General features: G+C 70.3%; 20 protein-coding genes. 4 read left to right on the forward strand and 16 right to left on the reverse strand.

Annotation, left to right across the window (positions count from 1 at the left end):
- Window positions 1–170 precede the first annotated feature (170 nt).
- From ACNPQM_RS13275 to rsmH, 16 genes are all read right to left on the reverse strand, one after another.
- Window positions 171–1,298 (reverse strand): DivIVA domain-containing protein, encoded by a 1,128-nt coding sequence (locus ACNPQM_RS13275; protein ID WP_358858022.1) that lies wholly within the window; start codon window positions 1,296–1,298, stop codon window positions 171–173.
- A 49-nt stretch (window positions 1,299–1,347) separates the two neighbouring features.
- The gene (locus tag ACNPQM_RS13280; protein WP_037697102.1) at window positions 1,348–1,632 is read right to left on the reverse strand and encodes a YggT family protein; all 285 of its coding nucleotides are present in this window, start codon (window positions 1,630–1,632) and stop codon (window positions 1,348–1,350) included.
- A 70-nt stretch (window positions 1,633–1,702) separates the two neighbouring features.
- A complete protein-coding gene (locus ACNPQM_RS13285) occupies window positions 1,703–2,320 on the reverse strand; it encodes a cell division protein SepF (RefSeq protein ID WP_030972886.1) in 618 nt (205 codons plus the stop codon).
- A gap of 125 nt (window positions 2,321–2,445) precedes the next feature.
- The gene (locus tag ACNPQM_RS13290; RefSeq protein ID WP_418084131.1) at window positions 2,446–3,165 is read right to left on the reverse strand and encodes a YggS family pyridoxal phosphate-dependent enzyme; all 720 of its coding nucleotides are present in this window, start codon (window positions 3,163–3,165) and stop codon (window positions 2,446–2,448) included.
- A gap of 6 nt (window positions 3,166–3,171) precedes the next feature.
- Window positions 3,172–3,921, reverse strand: coding sequence for a peptidoglycan editing factor PgeF (gene pgeF, locus ACNPQM_RS13295; protein WP_418084132.1), 750 nt, complete (start codon window positions 3,919–3,921; stop codon window positions 3,172–3,174).
- Window positions 3,918–5,132, reverse strand: coding sequence for a cell division protein FtsZ (gene ftsZ / locus ACNPQM_RS13300; RefSeq protein WP_358858025.1), 1,215 nt, complete (start codon window positions 5,130–5,132; stop codon window positions 3,918–3,920). The genes pgeF and ftsZ overlap by 4 nt, the downstream gene beginning before the upstream one ends.
- A gap of 275 nt (window positions 5,133–5,407) precedes the next feature.
- Complete coding sequence (locus ACNPQM_RS13305; protein WP_418084134.1) at window positions 5,408–6,196, reverse strand: cell division protein FtsQ/DivIB; 789 nt, start codon at window positions 6,194–6,196, stop codon at window positions 5,408–5,410.
- A gap of 50 nt (window positions 6,197–6,246) precedes the next feature.
- Window positions 6,247–7,341, reverse strand: coding sequence for an undecaprenyldiphospho-muramoylpentapeptide beta-N-acetylglucosaminyltransferase (murG, locus tag ACNPQM_RS13310; protein WP_358858027.1), 1,095 nt, complete (start codon window positions 7,339–7,341; stop codon window positions 6,247–6,249).
- A 6-nt stretch (window positions 7,342–7,347) separates the two neighbouring features.
- The gene (gene ftsW / locus ACNPQM_RS13315) at window positions 7,348–8,769 is read right to left on the reverse strand and encodes a putative lipid II flippase FtsW (protein WP_358858028.1); all 1,422 of its coding nucleotides are present in this window, start codon (window positions 8,767–8,769) and stop codon (window positions 7,348–7,350) included.
- Between the two features lie 113 nt (window positions 8,770–8,882).
- Window positions 8,883–10,301, reverse strand: a complete 1,419-nt coding sequence (gene murD, locus ACNPQM_RS13320; RefSeq protein ID WP_358858029.1) for a UDP-N-acetylmuramoyl-L-alanine--D-glutamate ligase — start codon at window positions 10,299–10,301, stop codon at window positions 8,883–8,885.
- Complete coding sequence (gene mraY, locus ACNPQM_RS13325; protein ID WP_358858030.1) at window positions 10,298–11,368, reverse strand: phospho-N-acetylmuramoyl-pentapeptide-transferase; 1,071 nt, start codon at window positions 11,366–11,368, stop codon at window positions 10,298–10,300. The genes murD and mraY overlap by 4 nt, the downstream gene beginning before the upstream one ends.
- On the reverse strand, window positions 11,365–12,771 hold the full coding sequence (locus ACNPQM_RS13330) for a UDP-N-acetylmuramoyl-tripeptide--D-alanyl-D-alanine ligase (RefSeq protein ID WP_418084136.1): 1,407 nt from the start codon (window positions 12,769–12,771) through the stop codon (window positions 11,365–11,367). Before ACNPQM_RS13330 ends, mraY begins: the two co-directional genes overlap by 4 nt.
- 4 nt (window positions 12,772–12,775) lie before the next feature.
- Window positions 12,776–14,503 (reverse strand): UDP-N-acetylmuramoyl-L-alanyl-D-glutamate--2,6-diaminopimelate ligase, encoded by a 1,728-nt coding sequence (locus ACNPQM_RS13335; RefSeq protein WP_418084137.1) that lies wholly within the window; start codon window positions 14,501–14,503, stop codon window positions 12,776–12,778.
- A gap of 18 nt (window positions 14,504–14,521) precedes the next feature.
- A complete protein-coding gene (locus ACNPQM_RS13340; RefSeq protein ID WP_418084138.1) occupies window positions 14,522–16,516 on the reverse strand; it encodes a peptidoglycan D,D-transpeptidase FtsI family protein in 1,995 nt (664 codons plus the stop codon).
- A 4-nt stretch (window positions 16,517–16,520) separates the two neighbouring features.
- On the reverse strand, window positions 16,521–17,114 hold the full coding sequence (locus tag ACNPQM_RS13345) for a septum formation initiator (protein ID WP_418084139.1): 594 nt from the start codon (window positions 17,112–17,114) through the stop codon (window positions 16,521–16,523).
- Window positions 17,115–17,163: 49 nt separating this feature from the next.
- Window positions 17,164–18,129: a 16S rRNA (cytosine(1402)-N(4))-methyltransferase RsmH gene (rsmH, locus tag ACNPQM_RS13350; protein WP_358858034.1), complete on the reverse strand. Its 966-nt coding sequence runs from the start codon at window positions 18,127–18,129 to the stop codon at window positions 17,164–17,166.
- 381 nt (window positions 18,130–18,510) lie between these two features.
- Here rsmH and ACNPQM_RS13355 point away from each other — a divergent pair, with 381 nt between their 5' ends.
- From ACNPQM_RS13355 to ACNPQM_RS13370, 4 genes are all read left to right on the forward strand, one after another.
- On the forward strand, window positions 18,511–19,074 hold the full coding sequence (locus tag ACNPQM_RS13355; protein ID WP_358858035.1) for a beta-class carbonic anhydrase: 564 nt from the start codon (window positions 18,511–18,513) through the stop codon (window positions 19,072–19,074).
- 240 nt (window positions 19,075–19,314) lie between these two features.
- Complete coding sequence (locus tag ACNPQM_RS13360; protein WP_358858036.1) at window positions 19,315–20,367, forward strand: AAA family ATPase; 1,053 nt, start codon at window positions 19,315–19,317, stop codon at window positions 20,365–20,367.
- Window positions 20,367–21,743, forward strand: coding sequence for a DUF58 domain-containing protein (locus ACNPQM_RS13365; protein WP_418084140.1), 1,377 nt, complete (start codon window positions 20,367–20,369; stop codon window positions 21,741–21,743). Before ACNPQM_RS13360 ends, ACNPQM_RS13365 begins: the two co-directional genes overlap by 1 nt.
- A gap of 10 nt (window positions 21,744–21,753) precedes the next feature.
- Window positions 21,754–24,165 (forward strand): transglutaminase TgpA family protein, encoded by a 2,412-nt coding sequence (locus tag ACNPQM_RS13370; RefSeq protein ID WP_418084141.1) that lies wholly within the window; start codon window positions 21,754–21,756, stop codon window positions 24,163–24,165.
- Window positions 24,166–24,366: the final 201 nt, after the last annotated feature.

Consider the following 24,366-nt stretch of genomic DNA (forward strand, 5'->3'; position numbering starts at 1 on the left):
GGGTACGGGTCGCAGCGCCCCAGTTCGGGAAGGGACGGGTAGCGGAACAGGCCCGCCGGACGCTCCCCCCGCCCCCGCCCCGCCCACAGCAAAGGGCCGGGCCCCGGGGAAAACCCCGGGGCCCGGCCCTCAGCCTGCCGACGGCTACGCGCTCAGCGCGCGCGACCCGCTCAGTTGTCGTCCTCGTCGATCAGGAACCCGCGCATCGGCGACGGCGCCTGCTGCATCGGCTGCGGCGCCTGCGGCCGCACCGGTGCCATCGGCTGAGTCATCGCCGGCGACATCTGCTGCTGACCGCCGTAGGAGGGCCCACCGCCCATGGACGGGTTGGCGCCCATCTGCGGACTGCTGTGACCACCGTGGTTGCTGCCCATGTTGTGCCCCATGGCACCCGCACCGGCCGGAGCCAACGAGGGCGACGGCGGCAGCGAAGCGGCCGCCGGAGTCCGCGGCGGGGCCAGCGAGTCGTCGGCCTGGGTTTCCAGCTGACGCAGCTGGCTCTCCAGGTACGACTTCAGCCGGGTCCGGTACTCGCGCTCGAAGCCACGCAGGTCCTCGACCTTGCGCTCCAGCGTCGCGCGGGCCGACTCCAGCGAGCCCATCGCCACGCGGTGCTTCTCCTGCGCGTCCCGCTCGAGCGCGTCCGCCTTGGCACGCGCGTCGCGCTCCAGGCCCTCGGCACGGCTCCGCGCCTCGCCGACGATCTTGTTGGCCTCGGAACGGGCCTCCGCGATCGCCTGGTCGGCGGTCTGCTGCGCGAGCGAGAGGACACGGGCGGCACTGTCGCCACCGGGGCCCTGACCGGGCTGCTGCATCTGCGGCTGCTGCATCTGCTGCATCTGCTGCGGCGCGTGACCCATGGGACCGCCCATCGGGCCACCCATGGGACCGCCCTGCATCGGGCCGGGGCCGTGCTGGCCCTGCGGGCCGGGGCCGTGCTGCTGGGGGCCGTGACCGCTGGGACCGGCGGGCAGCTGCGGAGCACCACCGGGCAGCTGGGGCGGACCCATCTGCGGGGGCTGCTGCTGGACCGGCGGACCAGATATGGCGGCGGGTACCGGTGCACCGGGACGGTCCTGCGGCTCCGGCTTGCGCATACCCTGCTGCTGCTGGTTCTGCGCAGCGGCACGCGTGGCGGCGGCCAGCTTGGCGCGCAGGTCCTCGTTCTCACGGAGCAGGCGGGTCAGCTCGGACTCGACCTCGTCGAGGAAGGCATCGACCTCGTCCTCGTCATAGCCTTCTCGGAGGCGGACGGTCGTGAACTGCTTGTTCCGCACGTCCTCGGGGGTCAGCGGCATCTCTTCTTCACCTCTACGTAGTCGTCGGCAGTCGGCAAGACCGTATCGCTCACAGCCTGGTCACGATCGAGATCAGGATGTAAACGATGATCATCAGAACGAAGAAGGACAGGTCGAGTGCCACGCCCCCGAGACGCAACGGCGGAATGAACCGCCGCAGAAGCTTGAGCGGTGGATCGGTGACAGTGTAGGTGGCCTCGAGAAGCACCACCATCGGCTTGCCTGGCTGCCATGAACGTGCGAACTGGAAGACGTAGTCCATGACCAGCCGGAAGATCAGCACGATGAGGAAACACATCAGCGCGATATAGACAACCTGCAGTGCGACGCCCATTTCGCGCTTCCCTCTCCCCTGGCTCTCGTAGCTCCGGCCGTGCGGCCGGGTCGTTCCCGGTGTCGTGTTCTCAGCTCTGGTTGAAGAATCCGCCCTCAGCGATGCGGGCCTTGTCCTCCGCCGTGACATCGACGTTAGCAGGCGACAACAGGAACACCTTCTGCGTCACCCGTTCAATGCTGCCATGGAGGCCGAAGACGAGTCCTGCGGCAAAGTCGACAAGTCGCTTCGCATCCGTATCGTCCATCTCCGTGAGATTCATGATCACCGGAGTGCCTTCACGGAAGTGTTCCCCGATGGTACGGGCCTCGTTGTAGGTCCGGGGGTGCAGCGTGGTGATGCGGTAGGGCTCCCGCTCGGACACAACCTTGGGCATGATCACCGGCGCGTTCTTCTCCATGTTCGGGCGTTCAGGTGTGATGGATGCCACGGGTGCAATCCGGGCGGGTCGCACACTCTCCGCCGGAATCTGAACCGGCTCCCGCTGCGCGGGCGGCTGCACCACTCGTACCGGTTCGTCCCGCTCACGGTCCCGCTCCACCTGATGCGCGGGCTGGTGCCTCCGCCGGTCGCGCTCCGGCTCCGGCTCGGGTTCGAATTCGTCGTCGGGGTCGAACCCCGGACCGTCGTACCCATCGTCCTCCACGAGGCCGAGGTAGACCGCCATCTTGCGCATCGCGCCGGCCATGCTCTGAGTCCTCCGCTCTGTGGTGGATCGGCATCTGTCGCCAAGTGCCCGCGATCCACTCAGGCCTGCCCGCCATCGGCGGGAATGACCATATTTTCTGCTGTGGTCCGACTTGCTTGGCGACGTTACCGGAGCCCGGGTCGGACTCCGAGTACCGCCGTACCGACGCGTACATGTGTCGCTCCGGCCGCAATCGCTTCCTCGAGGTCCGCACTCATCCCCGCAGAGACCATGTTCGCAGCCGGACGGCTCCCGCGCAGGCGGGATGCGAATTCCATCAGCCGGTCGAATGCCGCCCGTTGCCGTCCCGCGTACGGTCCGGAGAGCGGGGCCACGGTCATCAGGCCGTCGAGCCGGAGCCCCGGCGCCGCTTCCACCGCGGCAGCCAACTCCTCGATCCCGTCCGGCGCGACGCCGCCCCGGGCACCGCGCTCGCCGCTCTCCGCGTCAAGTGCGACCTGGATGAGGCAGCCGAGTTCGCGCCCCTCGCGCACCGCGGCGGCCGAGAGGGCCGTGACCAACTTTGCCCGGTCCACGGACTGCACAATATCGGCATAACTCGCAACAGAACGAACCTTATTCGTCTGCAGTTGTCCGACAAAGTGCCATGTGAGCGACAGATCCGCACAAGCGGCCGCCTTGGGTGCGGCATCCTGGTCACGATTCTCCGCGACATGACGCACGCCGAGTTCATACAGGATCCGCACATCGCTCGCGGGGTAGGTCTTCGTGACCACGATGAGGGTCACTTCTTCCCTTTTGCGACCGGCCGCGATACAGGCGGAAGCAATGCGCTCCTCCACCTGTGCCAGATTCTCGGCGAGTTGAGTCCTACGATCCGTCATGCCCTATCAGTCCAACCAGACATATCCGGCGAGCCGCCCAGTGGTGCGGTCGCGGCGGTACGAGAAGTGGTCGCCCGATTCGAGGGTGCAGACCGGCGAGGTGTGCCGGTCGCGCACTCCCAGGGCCTCGAGTTGGGCGTGGACTCCTGCGGTGACGTCCACCGCCGGTGTCCCCCAGCTCGTCTCGGACCACGATGCGGGAACGACTTCGGCGACATCGGACCGCATCTCCGCCGGGACTTCGTAACACCGTCCGCAGACGGCCGGTCCGGTGTGCGCGGTGATACGGGAGGTGTCCGCGCCGAGCCCGACCATGGCCTCGACGACGGCGGGGACGACTCCGGCGACCAGGCCGGGGCGGCCCGCGTGTGCCGCCGCCGCGATCCCGGAGACCGGGTCCGCGAGAAGTACGGGGGTGCAGTCTGCCGTGAGGACGGCGAGTGGGAGTCCGCGTCGCGCGGTCACCACCGCGTCCACCGCGGGGACCTGCGCACTCTCTCCCCAGGGTCCGTCGACGATGGCGACGTCCCGCCCGTGCACCTGGTTCATCCAGACGACCTGCGCCGGATCGAGACCGAGGCCCCGGGCGGCCGCCTCGCGGTTGGCGAGAACGGCTGCGGGTTCATCGCCGACCGCGCCGCCGAGGTTGAGTTCCCCGTACGGAGCGGCGCTCACCCCGCCCCACCTGTCGGTGAAGGCGAAGTGAGCGCGATACCCCGGTGACTCCGAGGTCACTGCGTGGTGCTGAGTTATCACTTCAAGAAGTCCGGGACATCCAGCTCTTCGGCCTGGGAGTCCTGGTAGGGACGGGCCGGCGGGACGTGCGGCGTCGAGACCGGCGACATCGGGGTCTCCTTCGCCACCGGTACGGACTCGGCCGGGGCCTGAAGCTCCTCGCGCGGCGTGACGGAACCGAGCCCACCCGTCTGGCGCATCGGCTCGGCGGCCCGGACCGGCGGCGCCGGCTCCTCGCGCTTCCCGGCACCCGCACCCAGGACGTTCTCGCGACGGGCCGGCGGCTGCCCGCCGTCGAAGCCCGCTGCGATCACGGTGACCCGGACCTCGTCCCCCAGGGCGTCGTCGATGACCGCACCGAAGATGATGTTCGCCTCGGGGTGTGCCGCCTCGCTCACCAGCTGGGCCGCCTCGTTGATCTCGAAGAGGCCGAGGTCGCTGCCGCCGGAGATGGAGAGCAGGACACCGCGGGCGCCGTCGATGGACGCTTCCAGAAGCGGCGAGGAGATCGCCATCTCCGCGGCGGCCACCGCGCGGTCGTCGCCGCGGGCCGAGCCGATGCCCATGAGCGCCGATCCGGCCTCGGACATGACCGACTTGACGTCGGCGAAGTCGAGGTTGATCAGACCCGGGGTGGTGATGAGGTCGGTGATGCCCTGGACACCCGAGAGCAGTACCTGGTCTGCCGACTTGAACGCGTCGAGCACGCTGACCTGGCGGTCCGAGATGGACAGCAGCCGGTCGTTGGGAATGACGATGAGGGTGTCGACCTCTTCGCGGAGCTCGGCGATGCCGTCCTCCGCCTGGTTCGCGCGACGCCGGCCCTCGAAGGTGAACGGGCGGGTGACCACGCCGATCGTCAGGGCGCCGAGCGAGCGCGCGATGTTGGCGACGACGGGTGCGCCGCCGGTGCCGGTGCCGCCGCCCTCTCCGGCGGTGACGAAGACCATGTCGGCCCCCTTGAGGACCTCCTCGATCTCCTCACGGTGGTCCTCTGCCGCCTTGCGACCGACGGCCGGGTTCGCCCCGGCGCCGAGGCCACGGGTGAGTTCACGGCCGACGTCGAGCTTGACGTCGGCGTCGCTCATCAACAGTGCTTGCGCATCAGTGTTGATCGCGATGAACTCGACGCCCTTGAGACCGACCTCGATCATTCGGTTGATGGCATTGACACCACCGCCGCCGACACCGATGACCTTGATGACTGCGAGGTAGTTCTGCGGTGCTGCCACGTCGAAGGCCTCTCGCCTCGATTTACGTGTCGTCGCTTCGCGGTAGTCCCGCCGCGACGACGGATGCCGATTGGGACGGTCCGACGCCGACCCAAACCCTAACGTTGAAGTTTAGGGTTACCAGTGTGTCTGCTTCTTGGACTCTTCCGAACAGGACACTAAGTCGACAAGTGGCGCACGTTCAACGAACACGCCGAACCTCCCGTTTTTCTTTTCACCCTATGTGATCACCCGTAGCGCTGACCAACCAGGGTGCTGGCCAGGCCAAATGTGCGTCAACCACCCGAGACTGCGGGAGCGGTGGGTGCACTCACGTCGAAGTGTCCCGCTTTGGGAGCCGCTTTCATGAGAGCGGTGAGAACTCTTGCCTTCACCGCCCCCTCCTCGCTGCTGCCCCAGACCACCGTACGGCCGCCGGTCAGTTGCAGGGAGATCGAGTCGTACGAGGTGACCCGTACGACCTGGGTGTCCTTGGCGACTGCGTGGGGAAGTCCGCCCGCGACCCGGACCGCTTCCCGCACCAGCCGGCCACTGCCGAAGCGGCGCAGGCTGGCCGACTGACCAGGTGTCAATTCCAGCAGCGGTACACGCCCGGGCGCCTTGTCCACCGTGGCGAACCGGACGCCTTTTGCGTCCACTTCAATGAACTTTGCGCCCTTTTTCACCAACAGGACCGGCTGCCGTTCGGTCACTTTAAGTCCGATTTCGTGCGGCCATGACCGTACGACATCCACCGAATCGATACGAGGCAACTTCTGGCGCAACCGGGCGGCCATGGCGTCCGTGTCCACCGAGATCAGCGGGGCGCCGATCGGCACCGCCGCGGCGGACTCCACTTCCGCGGGAGTCAGCACGTCGACACCGGTGGTCCTGACGTGTTCCGCCCGGAACCAGGACGATCCGTAGAGCGCCCAGACGACGCCCGAGGCGAGCAGCAGGACGCCAACGGCGATCACGAGCAGCAGTCTGCGGCTGGGCCGTCTGCGCCCGGTGGGGCGCGGCGGGCGGGCCGGACTGCCCGCCTGCTGCCCTGCACCGCGCTGGGCGGTCGTCGGTCCGGCCACGCTCGCTCCTTATGCCGGGTCGAGGGACACCGCCCTCGGACCCGCCCGCCTCACGCGTTGCGGCGTGCGGCAATCGCCTCGTACACCATGCCGACGAGCAGATCGTCGGCGTCCCGGCGGCCGAACTCGGCGGCGGCGCGGGACATCTCGAACAACCGGTGCGGATCCGCAAGCACCGGCAGGACGTTGCCCTGCACCCACTCGGGGGTGAGCGCCGCGTCGTCCACCAGCAGACCGCCGCCGGCGTTGACCACCGGCTGAGCGTTGAGCCGCTGTTCGCCGTTGCCGATGGGCAGCGGGACGTAGGCGGCGGGGAGCCCGACGGCGGAGAGTTCGGCGACGGTCATCGCGCCGGCGCGGCAGAGCATCATGTCGGCAGCGGCGTACGCAAGATCCATCCGGTCCACGTACGGTACCGGGATGTAGGGCGGCATCCCGGGCATGTTGTCGATGCGCGGCAATTCGTTCTTCGGGCCGACCACATGGAGGATCTGGATCCCGGAACGCTGCAGCAGCGGGGCGACCCGCTGGACCACCTCGTTGAGATGGCGGGCGCCCTGCGAGCCGCCGGAGACCAGCAGAGTGGGCAGGTTGGGGTCGAGACCGAAGGAGGCGCGCGCCTCCGGGCGGACCCGGGCCCGGTCCAGGGTGGCGATGGTGCGGCGCAGCGGGATGCCGATGTAGCGGGCACCACGCAGCTTGCTGTCAGGGGTGGAGACGGCGACCCCGTGCGCGTACCGCGAACCGATCTTGTTGGCCAGTCCCGGCCGCGCGTTGGCCTCGTGGACCACGATCGGCACCCCGGCCCGCTTGGCGGCGAGGTAGCCGGGCAGGGCGACATAGCCGCCGAAGCCGACCACGCAGTCCGCCTTGGTGCGCTCCAGGACCTGCTCGGCGGCCTTGATGGTGCCGCGCAGCCGTCCCGGGACGGTGATCAGTTCGGGGGTGGGTTTGCGGGGCAGCGGCACGGCCGGGATCAGCGCCAGTTCGTACCCCCGCTCGGGTACGAGCCTGGTCTCGAGTCCGCGCTCCGTGCCGAGGGCAGTGATTCCCACGCTCGGGTCCTGCCTGCGCAGGGCATCCGCGAGGGCAAGCGCGGGCTCGATGTGGCCGGCGGTCCCCCCACCGGCGAGTACGACATGCACCGAAATTCACCGCTCTCCGGACGGACGCTTCTTGCCGCGCCGTCTCATCGTCTTCCATCTCACCCCGGGCCTCCGCATGGCCAGGGCCGCCTTCGCAGCGGGCTCCTCACGCGCGAACGCGATCAGGAGCCCCACCGCGAACATGGTCGGCAGCAGGGCCGATCCCCCGTAGGAGAACAGCGGGAGCGGGACCCCGGCGATCGGCAGCAGGCCGAGCACCGCACCGATGTTGATCACGGCCTGAACCGTGATCCAGGTGGTCACACCTCCCGCGGCGTACCTCACGAAGGGGTCCTCCGTGCGTCCGGCCACGCGGATACCCGCATAGCCTAGAGCCGCGAAGAGGGCGAGCACCGACAGCGTCCCCGCCAACCCCAGTTCCTCCCCGGTGATGGCGAAGATGAAGTCGGTGTGCGGTTCAGGCAGTTGGCCCCATTTTTCCACACTTGCACCCAGCCCGGATCCGAACCATCCACCGGATGCCAGAGCATAGATGCCATGCACGGCCTGCCAGCACGAGCCGTCGGGTCCGGGTTCGCTCACGCCCATGCAACTGAGCCGGGACATCCGGTTCGGACTGGTCTTGATCAGCAGGAAGGCCAGCACGCCCGCGACGGCGAGCACCCCGCCGAACAGCCGGGTGGGCGCCCCCGCCAGCCAGAGCAGGCCGAACAGGATTGCGGTGAGAATGATCGCAGTTCCCATGTCGCCGCCGAGCATGATCAGCCCGAGGAGCATGAAGGCGACCGGGACGAGCGGCACCAGCATGTGCTTCCACTGCGTCAGCAGCCGCTTGTCCTGTTTGCGGGCGAGCAGGTCGGCGCCCCAGAGGATCAGGGCGAGCTTGCCGAACTCACTGGGCTGGAGCTGGAAGGGGCCGCCCAGGTAGAGCCAGTTCTGGTTACCGTTGACCGACATCCCTATCCCCGGCACCTGGACCAGCACCATCAGGAAGACCGTACCCATGAGCAGCGGGTAGGCGAGCGCCCGGTGGAGCTTGACGGGCATCCGGGAAGCCGTGATCAGCAGTCCGGAGCCGATGAGGGCGGCGAGGAACTGCTTGCGGAAGAAGTACGTGCCGGGCTTCGACAGCTCGAGCGCCTTGATCATCGAGGCGGAATAGACCATCACCAGCCCGAGCACGGTGATCAGCAGCCCGGCGCCGAGGATCAGGTAGTACGCGGTCAGCGGGCGGTCCCAGGCCCGGCGTGCCTGCTCGTACAGCCGCCGCATACCGCCGCCGCGGGGGACGCGGGTGCCGGAGCCGCTGCGGCCCCTGGAGCGCGGTACGGCGGGCTGCCGGGTGCCCGCCGGCCTGCCGCGCTTGGCAGGCCGGCCGGGCGCCGGTGGGGCAAGCACCCGGCTGGTCCCCGCGGCCCCCCGTGGGCGGCCCTTGCCGTGCGCGGCGGAGCTCTCGTCGGCCGGCATTGTCGCTGTCCCCTCCACTGCTCGTGCCCGGGGCTGCTGCCGAGGGCCGGGGCGTGCGGCGGAGCCGCCCGAACCCGGCTGCCCGGGACAGTACGGCGCGGCGGCCGGGCCCGTCAGGCGCTCTCGTCGGCGAGTGCGCGGACCGCGTCCGCGAATGCCTCGCCCCGCTTGTTGTAATTGGCGAACATGTCCATCGAAGCGCAGGCCGGGGCCATCAGTACGGTGTCTCCCGGCCGGGCGAGCCGTGCCGCCGCGCGGACCGCCTCGGACATCGCCCCAGTGTCGGTCCGGTCGAGGTCGACGACCGGGACCTCGGGGGCGTGTCGCGCGAGGGCTTCGCGGATCAGCGCCCGGTCGCGGCCGATCAGTACGGCGCCCCGCAACCGCTTGGCGGCGCCGGTCACCAGCTCGTCGAACGTGGCGCCCTTGGCGAGCCCGCCGGCGATCCAGACGATCGGGTCATAGGCCGCGAGGGAGGCCTCCGCGGCATGGGTGTTGGTGGCCTTGGAGTCGTCGATGTACGCCACCGATGCGACGTCCGCGACGTGTTCGATCCGGTGCGCGTCGGGGCGGAAGGCCCGCAGGCCGTCCCGTACCGCCCTGGGTTCGACGCCGAAGGCTCGGGCCAGTGCCGCGGCCGCCAGGGCGTTGGCGATGTTGTGCGGGGCGGGCGGGTTGATGTCCGCGACCTCGGCGAGCTCCTGGGCCTGTTTCTGCCGGTTGGCCACGAAGGCGCGGTCGACGAGGATGCCGTCGACGACGCCCAGCTGGGACGGGCCCGGGGTGCCGAGGGTGAAGCCGATGGCGCGGCAGCCCTCCTCGACGTCCGCCCCGCGGACCAGGTCCTCGGTGGCCGGGTCGGCCGCGTTGTAGACGCAGGCGATCCGGTTGCCCTCGTAGATCCGGCCCTTGTCCGCGACGTACGCCTCCATGGAGCCGTGCCAGTCGAGGTGGTCCGGGGCCAGGTTGAGAACGGCCGCGGAGTGGGCGCGCAGCGAGGGCGCCCAGTGCAACTGGTAGCTGGAGAGCTCGACGGCGAGTACGTCGTAGGTCTCCTCGCCGAGGACGGCGTCGAGGAGGGAGACGCCGATGTTGCCGACGGCGGCGGTGCGCAGCCCGGCCGCCTCCAGGATCGAGGCGAGCATCCGGACGGTCGTGGTCTTGCCGTTGGTGCCGGTGACCGCGAGCCAGGGCGCCGCATCGGGACCGCGCAGCCGCCAGGCGAGCTCGACGTCGCCCCAGACCGGGACGCCCGCCTCGGCGGCTGCTGCGAAGAGCGGCTTGTCCGGCTTCCAGCCGGGGGTGGTGACGATGAGCTCGGTGGACTCGGGCAGGGTCGCCCCGTCGCCGAGGCGCACGGTGATCCCTTGCGCCTCCAGCTCTGCGGCCTGCGCACGGGAACGCTCGTCGTCCCCGTCGTTGACCACCGTGACAACGGCGCCGAGGCCGTTCAGGACACGGGCAGCGGGGATCCCGCTGACACCGAGTCCGGCGACGGTGACGTGCTTGCCCTGCCAGTCCTGGTTGCTCACTTGGCGGCTGCCCACCCTGCGTAGAAGAGACCGAGTCCGACGATCACGCACATACCCTGGATGATCCAGAAGCGGACCACGACAAGGACTTCGGACCAGCCCTTGAGTTCGAAGTGATGCTGGAGCGGCGCCATCCGGAAGACCCGCTTGCCGGTCATCTTGAAGGAACCGACCTGGATGACCACGGACATGGTGATCATCACGAAGAGGCCGCCGAGGATGGCCATCAGGAACTCGGTGCGGGAGCAGATCGCGAGGCCGGCGAGCGCACCGCCGAGTGCCAGCGAACCGGTGTCGCCCATGAAGATCTTGGCGGGCGAGGTGTTCCACCACAGGAAGCCGAAGCAGGCGCCCATCAGTGCGGAGGCGACGACCGCGAGGTCGAGCGGGTCGCGTACCTCGAAGCAGGCGTTGGGGTTGGTCAGGGAGACCGCGTTGGCGCAGGACTCCTGGAACTGCCACAGCCCGATGAACGTGTACGCGCCGAAGACCATCACCGACGCGCCGGTGGCCAGGCCGTCCAGACCGTCCGTCAGGTTCACGCCGTTGGACATGGCGAGAATCATGAACAGCGCCCAGACGACGAACAGCACCGGGCCGATCGACCAGCCGAAGTCCGTGACGAACGACAGCTTGGTGGAGGCCGGGGTGTTGCCACGGCCGTCGGCGAACTGGAGCGACAGCACCGCGAAGGCGATACCGACTATCAGCTGGCCGGCCATCTTCGCCTTGGCCCGCAGACCGAGCGAACGCTGCTTGACGATCTTGATGTAGTCGTCGAGGAACCCGACGAGGCCCATCCCGGTCATCAGGAAGAGGACCAGCAGACCGGAGAAGCGCATCTCCTCGCCGGTGATCACCTTCGCCAGGAAGTACGCCATCAGCGTGGCCAGGATGAAGGCGATGCCGCCCATGGTGGGCGTGCCCTTCTTGCTGCCGTGGGTGCGCGGGCCGTCGTCACGGATGAACTGCCCGTATCCCTTGCGTGCCAGGAGCTTGATGAGCAGCGGGGTACCGACCAGGGTCAGGAAGAGCCCGATGGCCCCCGCGAAGAGGATCTGCCTCATCGGCCGGTGACCTCGCCCTCGGTCGAGTTCTCCAGCAGTGCCTGGGCGACCCGTTCCAGGCCGGCCGACCGGGACGCCTTCACCAGCACGACGTCTCCCGCGCGCAGTTCACTGCGCAACAGGTCGACGGCCGCCTGTGCGTCGGACACGTGCACCGACTCCTCACCCCACGAACCCTCGTTGTATGCGCCCAGTTGCAGCCAGGAGGCTTCTCTGCCCCCGACCGCGACGAGCTTGCTGACGTTGAGCCGGACGGCGAGCCGTCCGACCGCGTCGTGCTCGGCGAGCGAGGCGTCGCCGAGCTCGGCCATGGGGCCGAGCACCGCCCACGTACGCCGACCCTTCCCCATGGCGGCCAGCGCGCGCAGCGCTGCTCGCATGGACTCGGGGTTCGCGTTGTAGGCGTCATTGACGAACGTCACGCCGTCCGGACGCTCGGTGACCTCCATACGCCAGCGGGAGAGGGTGCCTGCCTCGGAGAGCGCAAGGGCGATCTCGTCTACGGACAGGCCCAACTCATGGGCGACGGCGGCCGCGGCGAGCGCGTTCGACACGTGATGCTCACCGTACAGGCGCATGGTCACATCGCTGCACCCGGTGGGTGTGTGGAGCGTGAAAGCGGGGCGGCCGTCGTCGGTGAGACGGACCTTCTCTCCCCGTACGTCCGCATCCGCGGCTTCGCCGAAGAGCAGAACACGGGCCTTCGTACGGGAGGACATGGCGAGGACGAGCGGGTCGTCGGCGTTGAGGACGGCGACTCCGTCCTCCGGGAGCGCCTCGACCATCTCGCCCTTGGCGATCGCGATCTGCTCGCGGCCGCCGAACTCACCGATGTGCGCGGTGCCGACGTTGAGGACGAGGCCGATCCGCGGCGGAACCAGGCCGGTGAGGTAGCGGATGTCGCCGATGTAGCGGGCCCCCATTTCGAGGACCAGGTGCTCGGTCTTCTCGGTGGCGCGCAGGGCGGTGAGCGGCAGGCCGATCTCATTGTTGAGGTTGCCCGCGGGGAAGACGGTGGGGCCCTTGCGCTCCAGGAGCTGGGCGATCAGGTCCTTGGTGGAGGTCTTGCCCGCGGAGCCGGTGAGGGCGACGACAGTGGTGCCGAGGCGTTCGACGACGGTCCGGGCGAGGGTGCCGAGCGCGGCCATGACGTCGTCGACGACGATCGCCGGAACACCGACGGGGCGGGCGGCGAGTACGGCTGCCGCGCCCGCCTCGACGGCGCGCTGCGCGTAGTCGTGGCCGTCGACCCGCTCGCCGGCGAAGGCGACGAACAGACTGTCTTGCTGCACCTCTCGGGAGTCGATGACGACAGGCCCGCTGACGGTCACTGCCGGATCCGGTATGTCGTACGACTGCCCACCGACGATTTCGGCGATCTCGGCGAGGGTAAGGGCGATCACTTGGTCATCCCTGACTGTTGTTCTCGTGGGTGTGGGCAAGCTCCGGGGCGTTCTCGGCGCTCTTGTGCCCCAGGGACCGTGCGATGGCCGCACGCAGCACCGTACGGTCGTCGAAGGGGCGTACCACTCCGTGGATGTCCTGGCCCTGTTCGTGTCCCTTGCCGGCGATCAGCACGGTGTCGCCGGGCCGGGCGCGGGCGACCGCGGCGGCGACGGCGGCGGCCCGGTCGGCGTCGACCAGGACGTCACCGCGCTCGTGTGCGGGCACCTCGGCGGCGCCCGAGAGCATCGCGGCGAGGATGGCCAGAGGGTCCTCGGAGCGGGGGTTGTCGGAGGTCAGTACGGCGGTGTCGGCGAGGCGGGCCGCGGCGGCGCCCATCGGGCCGCGTTTCGTCGTGTCGCGGTCGCCACCGCAGCCGAGCACGATGTGCAGTTTGCCCTTGGTCACCTTGCGCAGCGAGCGCAGGACCGACTCGACGGCATCGGTCTTGTGCGCGTAGTCGACGACCGCGAGGTACGGCTGGCCGGCGTCCACACGCTCCAGCCGGCCCGGGACGCCGGGGACAGCGGCGACGCCGTCGGCCGCGGTCTGGGGGTCGACGCCCGCGACGGCGAGGGTGACGATCGCGGCGAGGGTGTTGGCGACGTTGAACGGTCCGGGCAACGGGGCCCTGGCCGTGATCCGTTCGTCCTTGGGACCGACGGCCGTGAACGTGGAGCCCAGCGGTCCGACCGCGACGTCCTCGGCGCGCCAGTCGGCGTCCGGGTGGCCCTCGGCGGAGAAGGTGACAACCGGGACGGTTGCCTCCGTGACCAGCCTGCGGCCGTACTCGTCGTCGAAGTTGACGACGCCCTGCCGGCTCCGCTGCGGGGTGAACAGCTTCGCCTTGGCCTGGAAGTAGTCCTCCATCCCGGAGTGGAACTCCATGTGCTCCGGGCTGAGGTTGTTGAAGACGGCGACGTCGAAGACACAGCCGTCGACGCGGCCGAGTACCAGGGCGTGGCTGGAGACCTCCATGGTGACCGCGTCGACGCCACGCTCGCGCATGACGGCGAAAAGGGCCTGGAGATCGGTGGCTTCGGGGGTGGTGCGCTCGGACTTGATGCGCTCGTCACCGATCCGCGTCTCGACGGTGCCGATCAGGCCGGTGCTGCGTCCGGCGCCACGGAAGCCGCCCTCGACGAGGTACGCGGTGGTGGTCTTCCCGGACGTACCGGTGATCCCGATCTGGAGGAGGTCGGCGCCGGGCCGCCCGTAGATATCGGCGGCGAGTTCGCCCATCCGGCCGCGCGGGTTCTCGGTCACCAGCACCGGCAGCCCGGTCGCGGCGGCGCGCTCGGCGCCCGCCGGGTCGGTGAGAACCGCTGCCGCGCCGAGGCCGGCCGCCTGGGCGGCGAAGTCGGCGCCGTGCAGCCGGGCGCCGGGCAGCGCCGCGTACACATCGCCGGGCCGCACCGCCCGCGAGTCGTGCGTGATGCCGGTGACCTCACCGGATCCCGGCGGCTCGACTCCCAGCCGGGCTGCCAGTTCACCGAGGGGGGTCGGCCGCAGCCGATCCGGGCGGGGCGCTCCCGGGTAGGTCACAGGGGCGTCCTTCGGGGTGGTTTGGGACTGTTCAGCGTGGGGCACGGCGGTGAGCGTACCGGGCGCACCCGGCGTCTCGCTAAGTGAGGGGGCAGGGTTGCGGTGGTTCCCGTTCCGGTTCCCGGGTTCGGGGGTGATGGTTGTCACTGGCTGGTTTCCCCGAGTTCACTCGCCGGGATTGAAGGACACGGGCAGCCGGGCTGACTCGCTGCCGGACGGTGGGGTCTGGAGCGTCTTCAGCGCGAACTCCATGACCTGCTTGTAGATGGGACCGCAGATCTGACCGCCGAAGTAGCTCCCCTTGGTGGGGTTCTGGATCGCACAGTAGACGGTGATCTGCGGGTCGTCGGCGGGCGCGAAGCCCGCGAAGGACGCGGTGTAGCCGTGGTAGCCGCCTCGGACCGGGTCGACCCGGTTGGCCGTGCCGGTCTTGCCCGCGACCCGGTATCCGGGGATGCGGGCCTTGGTTCCGGTGCCCTCCTCGTCACCGACCACCGACTCCAGCATGCTTGCGAGTGTTTTCGCGGTCTTCTTGCTGATCACCCGGGCCTGTTCGGGGGCGGCGGCGGGGGTGAAGCGGCCGTCCGCGCCCTTGGTTCCGCGGATCAGGGTGGGCTGGATCCGGACGCCGCCGTTGGCGATCGTCGAGTAGACGGAGGCGGCCTGCATCGCGTTGAGTGAGAGTCCCTGGCCGAACGGGATCGTGTACTGCTGGGAGGTCGACCAGTCCTGCGGCTTGGCGAGGATGCCGGGGGTCTCGCCCGGGTAGTTCAGCCCGGTCGGGCGGCCGATGCCGAATTTGCGCAGATACGAGTAGAGGACCTTGTTGGCCTGCGGCTGGGTCCTGCCGAGCTGCCCGGCGGCCAGAATGGTGCCGATGTTGCTGGACTTGGCGAGTACGCCGTTGAGCGTCAGGTACCAGGTGGCGTGGTCGATGTCGTCCTTGAAGAGCCGGTCGCCGCGGTGCAGCCGATTGGGGACGGTGACATGGGTGCCCGGGGTGGCCGCTCCCTCCTCCAGCACGGCAGCCATGGACATGACCTTGCTGGTGGAGCCCGGTTCGTACACGTCCTGCAGCGCCGCGTTGCCCAGCGACGCCGCGTCGGCCTGCGAGAGGTCGTTGGGGTCGAATCCCGGGGCGTTGGCCATGGCGAGGACCTCGCCGGTCTTCGCGTTCTGCACGATCACATAGCCGCGGTCCGCCCTGGACTTCTTCACCTGGTCCGAGATGGCCTTCTGCGCGGCCCACTGGATGTCCCGGTCGATGGTCAGCTCGATGTCGGAACCCGCGACCGCCGGGACCTCGCTGGTGCCCGCGGTGGGCACCCGGCGGCCGCCGGACTGGGCGTACCTGATCTTGCCGTCCTCGCCCGCGAGCTCCTTGTCCAACTGTGACTCTAGGCCGCCCGCACCCTTGCCCTCGGCGTTGACGTAACCCAGTATCCCGGCGGCCAGCGCGCCATTGGGGTAGACCCGCTTGGTGGTCGCCTCCTGGAAGACACCGGCCAGCACGCTGGCCCCGGTGCCGCCGTTCGCCCTGCCCTTCTGCGCCTTCTCGGCGAAAACGGACTTGAGGTCCTTGATCTGCTTCCAGACCTGCGGGGTCTGGCGGCGGGCCAGCACCACGTACCGGCTCTTCGGCGTCGACAGCTTCTTCGCCAGCTCCGCTGCCTCGACGCCGAGGATGGGTGCGAGGAGGGCCGCGGCCTGCTCCGGTGCGTCCGGGGCCTTGCTGTCCTCGGGTGTGAACATCTTGGGGTCGGCGGTGATGTTGTAGGCGTCGACGCTGGTGGCCAGGGCGATCCCGCTGCGGTCGGTGATCTCACCGCGCTCGGCGGCGACCGTGTACTCGAGGTAGCGGTTCTTGTCGGCCTTGGCCGCGTACGCACTGGCATCGACGGCCTGGACCTGCAGGAGCCGCACGACGAACGCCAGCATGACGAGCGTCAGCGCCAGGCTGACCAGACGGAGCCGGGGGCGCGGGCTGCCCAGCCGCAGCGGGCCCGCCGATCCCTTGCGCGGAACGCGGCGGCCCATTGCGCGGGGCGCGGCGGACGACGGGCGGCGGGCGGCGGGCCGGGGGCGGCCGGAGCCGGCTGCGGCGCTGCGGGGACGCGCGGGGCCGGGGACCCGGCGGCGCGGTGGTTCCTTCGAGGGCACTGCGTCACCTGCCGGGGCTCGTCGAGGACTGGTTTACCGGGGTGCGCGGCTGCGCGGGCGGGGCTGCGGAGGTGCTGGGCTTCGTCGCGGGCGGGGCTGCGGAGATGCTGGGCTTGGTCACGGGCGTCGCCGACGGCGAGCCGGTGACCGACGCCGTGGACGTGGCCGAGGCGGCGGACGGCGGGGGTACCGCCTGCTGGGTCTGCCGGGGAACTGCGGGGGTCGGCAGGGCGGTGGCCTCGGAGGGGACACCGCGGACCGTGCCGTCGGGTTGGAGGAAAGCGGGGCTGCCGCCGGGCACCATGCCCAGCTCGCGGGCGCGGCGCTCCAGTGCGTCGGGCTTCGAGTACCCGTCGACGTCGTGCTGGAGCGCCTGCTGCTCGTCGGTGAGCTCGGTGGTCCGCTTCTTCAGTTCACTCAGCCTGAACGAACCTTCGTTGAGCGCGGAGTTCAACAGCAGCAGGGTGATCAGTCCGCCGCCGAGAAGCAGCACGACCAGCAGGGCGAAGGGCGTACGCGCCGCGTTGCTGGGCCCGGAGGGCATCAGCCGGGCGAGGCGCGCGGCCCGCCCCTTCAGCTGTCGGGCCGATCCGCTCACCGCGCCACCTCGGGCTCTCCCGGTGCCGTGCCGGCCGGACCGGCCGCGCTCACCGCTCCTCCTCGCGGATCCGCTGGGCACCGCGCAACCGGGCGGGGGCGGCTCGCCGGTTCTCGGCGACCTCCTCCTCCGTGGGCAGTTCCGCGCCGCGGGTCAGCAGCTTGAGCCGGGGCTGGTAGCGCTCGGGGACGACGGGCAGACCGGGCGGCGCCGTGTTGGCGGCGCCCGCCGCGAACACCTGCTTGACCAGGCGGTCCTCCAGCGAATGGTACGAGAGAACGGCGATCCTGCCGCCGACGGCGAGGGACTGCACCGCGGCCGGGATCGCCCGCTCCAGGACGGCGAGCTCGCCGTTGACCTCGATGCGCAGCGCCTGGAAGGTGCGCTTGGCCGGGTTGCCGCCGGTGCGCTTGGCGGCCTGCGGCAGCGAGTCCCGGATCAGTTCGACCAGCCGGGCGCTGTTGCTGAACGGCTCCTTCTCGCGCTCGCGCACGATCGCGGAGACGATCCGCTTGGCCTGCTTCTCTTCGCCGTACGCGCGCAGGATCCGGACGAGTTCGCCAGGCGGATAGGTGTTGAGCACCTCGGCCGCGCCGATACCGGTCGTCTGGTCCATCCGCATGTCGAGCGGGGCGTCCTGGGCGTACGCGAATCCGCGGTCGGCCTCGTCCAGCTGCATGGAGGAGACACCGAGGTCGAACAAAATGCCCTGGACCTTGGGGATACCGAGCCGGGCGAGCACCTCGGGCAGTTCGTCGTAGACGGCGTGCACCAGTGTGGCCCGGTCGCCGTACGGGGCGAGCCGCTCGCCGGAGAGCCGCAGCGCTTCCTTGTCCCGGTCCAGCGCGATCAGCCGGGCGGACGGGAAGGCGGCGAGCAGCGCCTCGCTGTGGCCACCGAGGCCGAGGGTGCAGTCGACGACCACGGGCTGCTGCGGGCCCGGCGCTTCCAGAGCCGGGGCCAACAGGTCCAGGCATCGCTGGAGCATCACCGGGACGTGTCGGGTCTGGCTCATGCGCCCTCTCAGGCTCAGGTCCCGTGTGGCGGCTCGTACGGCCTGGTCCCCGCCCGCTCGGAAGGGGGGGCCCACCGGCGCCGGGGAAGTGGCGTCAGCCGACCGGCGAGCGGGAGAGGGCCGGGCCGTACGAACGCCGCGCACACAGCGGAAATCTTCGGAATGTGCAGGGTGTCGGTATCTTCCGGTCACTTTAGTCCACCCTGCCATTCGATCGATTCCCGATCAATCAACGGGGCAACGCGTCGCCCCGCCCTCCCTGTCACCCGGTCGAGCTATTCGCTGTGAAGCTTGTGGGTTGCCTCACAACAAGCCTCGTTGACGTTCTTTGTCCGCTCTCACAGCACGCCGGAGTGAACTGTGGGAGCTAACGTCATATCCATGTCGACTTCCGCGCACCCCCACGCCGAGCCCTCCGCATCCACTGCCGGTCAGGACCGTACCGGCGGGACCGTCACCGACCGCCTGGTCGAGGCGAACATCCGTTACGCGGCCGAGTTCAACGACCCCGGCATGGACGCACGGCCGGTGCTGAAGGTCGCCGTGGTCGCCTGCATGGACGCCCGGCTCGACCTGCACGACGCGCTCGGCCTCGCGCTCGGCGACTGCCACACCATCCGCAACGCGGGCGGCGTGGTCACCGACGATGTGATCCGCTCGCTCACCATCAGCCAGCGAGCCCTCGGCACCCGCAGCGTCATACTCATTCACCACACCAACTGCGGCCTCGAATCGATCACCGAGGAGTTCCGGCAGGAGCTGGAGGCGGAGGTCGGTCAGCGCCCGGTGTGGGCCGTGGAGGCGTACAAGGACGCGGATCAGGACGTGCGGCAGTCCATGCAGCGCGTCCGCACCTCGCCGTTCCTGCTGCACACCGACGACGTCCGCGGCTTCGTCTTCGACGTGACCAGCGGCTTGCTCCGCGAGATCCTTCCCGTCGCCTGACCCTGATTGCACGTCCGGCGGGCACCGAAAAGGGCCTGGAGCCTGACATTTCGCATCCACTTGTCCACAGGCGAGTGACACGCAGCGGTAACGGCAACAAGAATGCGGGTGTGACACCCACCGGACCTGTCCGGAGGGTGTCCGTACATCGGGGTGGGCCGGGCCAACTACAGCGCATCGGCCCGTGAATGGGGTACCCCATGCTCCTTGCGAGCGCGGGGCAGGGCCGAGGAGGGCCGGGTGACGACCTATGACGATCGAGCGAGCCTCACAGATCTGACCGCCACAGCGGAGCGGGTGCGCAGGTCGGTGGAGAGTGTGATCGAAGGCAAGCCTGAGGTCGTACGGCTTTCGCTGACCGTGCTGCTCGCGGAGGGGCATCTCCTCATCGAGGACGTCCCCGGGGTCGGCAAGACGATGCTGGCCAAGGCGCTCGCGCGGTCGATCGACTGCTCGGTGCGGCGCATCCAGTTCACGCCGGACCTGCTGCCTTCGGACATCACCGGCGTGTCGGTCTTCGACCAGCAGCGGCGCGACTTCGAATTCAAGCCGGGCGCGATCTTCGCCCAGATCGTGATCGGCGACGAGATCAACCGCGCCTCGCCGAAGACCCAGTCCGCTCTGCTGGAGTCGATGGAGGAGCGCCAGGTCACCATCGACGGGCACAGTTACGGACTGCCGGACCCGTTCATGGTGGTGGCCACCCAGAACCCGGTCGAGATGGAGGGCACCTATCCGCTGCCCGAGGCCCAGCGCGACCGGTTCATGGCCCGCGTGTCGATCGGCTACCCCAGCGCGGAGGCCGAACTGCAGATGCTCGATGTACACGGCGGGATCTCGCCGCTCGACGATCTGCAACCGGTGGCGCACGCCCACGACATCGTGAAGCTGATCGAGGCCGTGCGGATGGTCCATGTGGCCGAGTCGGTGCAGCGGTACGCGGTGGAGCTGGTCAGCGCCACCCGCACCCACCCGGATCTCAGACTCGGCGCCTCGCCGCGCGCCACCCTGCATCTGCTGCGAGCCGCCAGGGCGTCCGCGGCGCTGACCGGGCGGGACTACTGTCTGCCGGACGATGTGCAGGCGCTGGCCGTCCCGGTGCTCGCGCACCGGTTGCTGCCCACCGCGCAGGCCCAGCTGAACCGCCGCACCGCGGAGCAGGTCGTGCTGGAAATCCTCCAGCAGACGCCGGTGCCGACCGCGGCCGGCGGTACGTCGGTCCCGGCGCCGCAGCACCAGCCGGGCCGGCCGGTGTACGGCCGGCAGCAGCCGCCCGGCGCGCGGCGGGCGTGATGACGGCCGGGGGGTCCGCCTCGATGGAGGACGGCGACGGCAAAGGCGGCCTGCGGGCCGCGCTGGGCGGGCTGACCACGCGTGGGCGGTCCTTCCTCGCTGCCGGAATCGCGGCCGCGATCTGCGCGTATGTGCTGGGCCAGGGTGATCTGCTGCGGGTCGGGCTGCTGCTCACCGTGCTCCCGCTGGTCTGTGCGACAGTGCTCCTCCGCACCCGCTACCAGGTCGCGGGCACCCGGCGGCTCACCCCGTCCCGAGTGCCCGTGGGCACCGAGGCACGGGTGCATCTGCGGGTGGAGAACGTGTCGCGGCTGCCCACCGGGCTGCTGATGCTGCAGGACCGGGTGCCCTATGTGCTCGGGCCGCGCCCCCGGTTCGTCCTGGACCGGGTGGAGGCGGGCGGCCGGCGTGAGGTGTCCTACCGGGTCCGGTCGGATCTGCGCGGGCGCTATCCGCTCGGACCGCTGCAGCTGCGGCTGAGCGATCCGTTCGGGATGTGCGAGCTGACCCGTTCGTTCAGCGCGTACGACACCCTGGTCGTCGTCCCGCGGACCCAGCCGCTGCCGCCGGTGCGGCTGTCGGGCGAGGCGTCCGGGTACGGCGAGGGGCGGCAGCGCTCACTCGCCCTGGCCGGTGAGGACGACGTGATTCCGCGCGGCTACCGGCACGGCGACGACTTGCGCCGGGTCCATTGGCGCTCCACCGCGCGCTATGGCGAGCTGATGGTGCGCCGCGAGGAGCAGCCCCAGCGGGCCAGGTGCACGGTGCTGCTGGACACCCGGCGGATCGCCTATCAGGGGACCGGGCCCGACTCGCCCTTCGAGTGGGCGGTGTCGGGGGCGGCGTCCGCGCTGGTGCACATGCTGGAGCGGGGCTTCGCGGTGCGGCTGCTGACCGACGACGGCAGTTCGGTGCCGGGCGAGGGCGAGGGCGGCTTCGCCGGATCGACCCAGGAGTCCGCCGACTCCGCGGGACTGATGATGGACACTCTCGCGGATGTCGACCACTCCGACGGGGGCGGTCTGTCGCGCGCGTACGACGTACTGCGCGGCGGCAACGAGGGGCTGCTGGTCGCGTTCCTCGGCGATGTGGACGACGAGCAGACGGCGGTGGCTGCCCGAATGCGGCAGCGCAGCGGCGGCGCCGTCGCGTTCGTCCTGGACAGTGCCGCCTGGATGCACGGCGGCGCGTCCGACGCGGAGCTCGCGGCGTCCGAGGAGCGCCTGCGACGGCTGCGCGAGTCGGGCTGGACAGCGGTCGCGGTGGGGCCGGGGGCGGATCTCGCCCAGCTGTGGCAGCAGGCGGGACAGCAGAGCTCCGTGGCGCAGTCCGCGCTGTCGGGCGGCACGACAGGTTTCACCGGTGGATGGTCATGAGGGGACGGTCATGAGCGGTCGCGGTCGGCTGGCGCTGTGCGCCTTTGCGGCGACGCTGTTGGCGGCGGGTTCGATGCTGCCGCTGGTCCACCCGACCGGATGGATCCTGCAGGCCACGGCCCTGCTGGCGATCCAGAGCGGGGTGGGCGCGCTCGCCCGCCGGGTGCCGCTGCCGCGGCTGCTGATCGTCACGGCACAGTTCCTGGTCACCCTGGTGCTGCTGACCGCGGTGTTCGCCCGGGAGCAGGCCGTGGCCGGCTTTCTGCCGGGCCCCGAGGCCGTACGGCAGCTGGCGGACCTGCTGCAGGCGGGCGCGGACGATGTGGGGCAGTACGCCATCCCGGCGCCCGCGACGGCAGGCATCCGGCTGATGTTGGTCGGCGGTGTACTGCTGATCGGTCTGGCCGTGGACACCCTCGCGGTGACGTTTCGCAGCGCGGCCCCGGCCGGGCTGCCGCTCCTGGCGCTCTACTCGGTCGCCGCAGGGCTGTCCGGCGGCGGCGGCGCGGGCTGGCTCTGGTTCCTGCTGGCCGCCTGCGGCTATCTGCTGCTCCTGCTGGCCGAGGGCCGGGACCGGATCTCCCAGTGGGGACGGGTCTTCGGTGGCGCGGGACGGTCACCGAGCGGTGCGGCGGCCGGCCTCGACGTGTCGGGCGGCCGAGCGCTCGCCCCCATCCGCACCGGGCGGCGGATCGGTGCGCTGGCGCTGGGCATCGCACTGGCCGTACCGGCGGCCCTGCCCGCTCTCGACGGCGGATTCCTCGGGGGGACCGGCAGTGGAAACGGCAAGGGCGGTGGCGGCGGCACGATCTCCGCGGTGAACCCGCTGGTCTCGCTGCAGAACAATCTGAACCAGCCGGAGAACCGGGAGGTGATGTCGTACCGCACCAATTCCCGGAACCCGCAGGACTTCTATCTGCGGATCCTGGCCCTGGACCAGTTCAACGGAAGCGAGTGGCGGGCCTCCCGGCGCAGCCTGAAGGACGTGCCGAAGCGGATCCCGGGGCCGAACGGTCTGAGTCCGGACGTCGCCGTCACAGAGATCCGGTCGAACATCTCCTCCTCCCGCTCCTACCAGCAGAGCTATCTGCCGCTCCCCTACCCCGCAACCGAGGTGAAGATCGACGGGCACTGGCGGTACGAACCCGCGGGGCGCACCCTCGTCGGCGACCGCGGCCAGACGACCAGCGGCGCGCGTTACGAGGTGTCGAGCCTGGTCGTGCAGCCGACCGCGGACCAGCTCGCTGCGGCTCCCGACGCGCCCTCCGAGGTGCTGCGGGAGTACACCAAGGTGCCTGGCTCGCTGCCGGAGGTGGTCAAGAAGACGGCGGACGAGCTGACGAAGGGCGCCGCCAACAACTACGAGCGAGCGGTGAAGCTGCAGAACTACTTCGCCTCGGAGGGCGGCTTCAGCTACGACACCACGGTGTCCTCCGGCACCGGCTCGGCCGCGATCGGCCGGTTCCTGAAGGAGAAGAGGGGTTTCTGCGTCCACTTCTCGTTCACGATGGCCGCGATGGCGCGGACGCTGGGCATTCCGGCCCGCGTCGCGGTGGGCTTCACTCCCGGCACAGTGCAGTCGAACGGTGCGGTGTCGGTGGGGCTGCGCGATGCGCACGCCTGGCCCGAGCTGTATTTCGAGGGCGTCGGATGGACCCGGTTCGAACCGACCCCGACCCGTGGCAACGTGCCCGGCTATACCCGGCCGGACGCTCCTGCGGGCAGCGCGGCCGACCCGAGCCTGCCGGAGCAGGGCGCCTCGGCGGAACCGTCCGCCGCACCGTCCGCCTCGGCGAGCTGCCCTGCGCAGCTGCGCAAGCAGGGCGACTGCGACAACGTGGCGGCGTCCGCCGCCGCGGGTCCCACGGACTCGGGGACCCCGACGAGCACCGTTGTCTGGGTGGCTCTGGCCGTGCTGCTGGTCGTCACGCTGCCGTTGCTGCCGATGCTGTGGCGGGTACGGGTACGTAAGCGGAGGCTGGCGTCGTCCGCCGGACGCACGCCGGCCGATGTGACGGCCAGAACGCTGGCGGCCTGGCTGGAGATCATCGATTCGGCGTGGGACCACGGCGTCGAGCCGGACGACTCACAGACCCCGCGGAAGACGGCGGCCCGGGTGGTCCGGCTGGGACACCTCGACACAGAGGCGGCGGCCGCGGTGCACCGGGTGGCGGGGGCGGTGGAGCAGGTGCTCTACGCCCCGCAGCCCCGGGCGGGCGCCGGGTTCGCCGAGGACGTGGAGATGGTGCGGAACAGCTTGCGGATCTCCGCCGACCGCTTCACCCGGATCCGGGCGGTCGTGGCACCGCGATCGGCCATTCGGGTGATCGACGCGCTCTCGGAACGCCGATCGGCTGTCGTCGGCAGGTGGGCTGCGCGGTGGGGCGGTTGGCTGCGGTGGCCGTCCCGGCAGCAGAGCTGAGGCACGGCGCGCGGCCTCCGGCTGCGCGCCGTGTCCCTGGCGTCCCCGTAGCCGCAGGGGCCACAAGGGCATGAGGGGGATCCCTTCGACGGGCTCGATTGCGCAAGCCCGTCCGGCGGCTGCGGGCCGTCCGGCGTTCGAGGGCACCCCGTGAGCGGTCACGGCACTGGTGCGGGAATGGGTGAGGGGGCGGCCGCATCT

Origin of the sequence: Streptomyces sp. NPDC056231 (assembly GCF_048270745.1) — a bacterium.
Taxonomy (GTDB): Bacteria; Actinomycetota; Actinomycetes; order Streptomycetales; family Streptomycetaceae; genus Streptomyces.

Coding starts and splice junctions, on each gene's coding strand:
- ACNPQM_RS13365 (WP_418084140.1), top strand. CDS start 20,367: ATGACGGCCGGGGGGTCCGCCTCGATGGAGGACGGCGACGGCAAAGGC.
- ACNPQM_RS13370 (WP_418084141.1), top strand. CDS start 21,754: ATGAGCGGTCGCGGTCGGCTGGCGCTGTGCGCCTTTGCGGCGACGCTG.
- ACNPQM_RS13285 (WP_030972886.1), bottom strand. CDS start 2,320: ATGGCCGGCGCGATGCGCAAGATGGCGGTCTACCTCGGCCTCGTGGAG.
- ACNPQM_RS13355 (WP_358858035.1), top strand. CDS start 18,511: ATGTCGACTTCCGCGCACCCCCACGCCGAGCCCTCCGCATCCACTGCC.
- mraY (WP_358858030.1), bottom strand. CDS start 11,368: ATGAGGCAGATCCTCTTCGCGGGGGCCATCGGGCTCTTCCTGACCCTG.
- ACNPQM_RS13280 (WP_037697102.1), bottom strand. CDS start 1,632: ATGGGCGTCGCACTGCAGGTTGTCTATATCGCGCTGATGTGTTTCCTC.
- ACNPQM_RS13275 (WP_358858022.1), bottom strand. CDS start 1,298: ATGCCGCTGACCCCCGAGGACGTGCGGAACAAGCAGTTCACGACCGTC.
- rsmH (WP_358858034.1), bottom strand. CDS start 18,129: ATGAGCCAGACCCGACACGTCCCGGTGATGCTCCAGCGATGCCTGGAC.
- ACNPQM_RS13290 (WP_418084131.1), bottom strand. CDS start 3,165: ATGACGGATCGTAGGACTCAACTCGCCGAGAATCTGGCACAGGTGGAG.
- ftsW (WP_358858028.1), bottom strand. CDS start 8,769: ATGCCGGCCGACGAGAGCTCCGCCGCGCACGGCAAGGGCCGCCCACGG.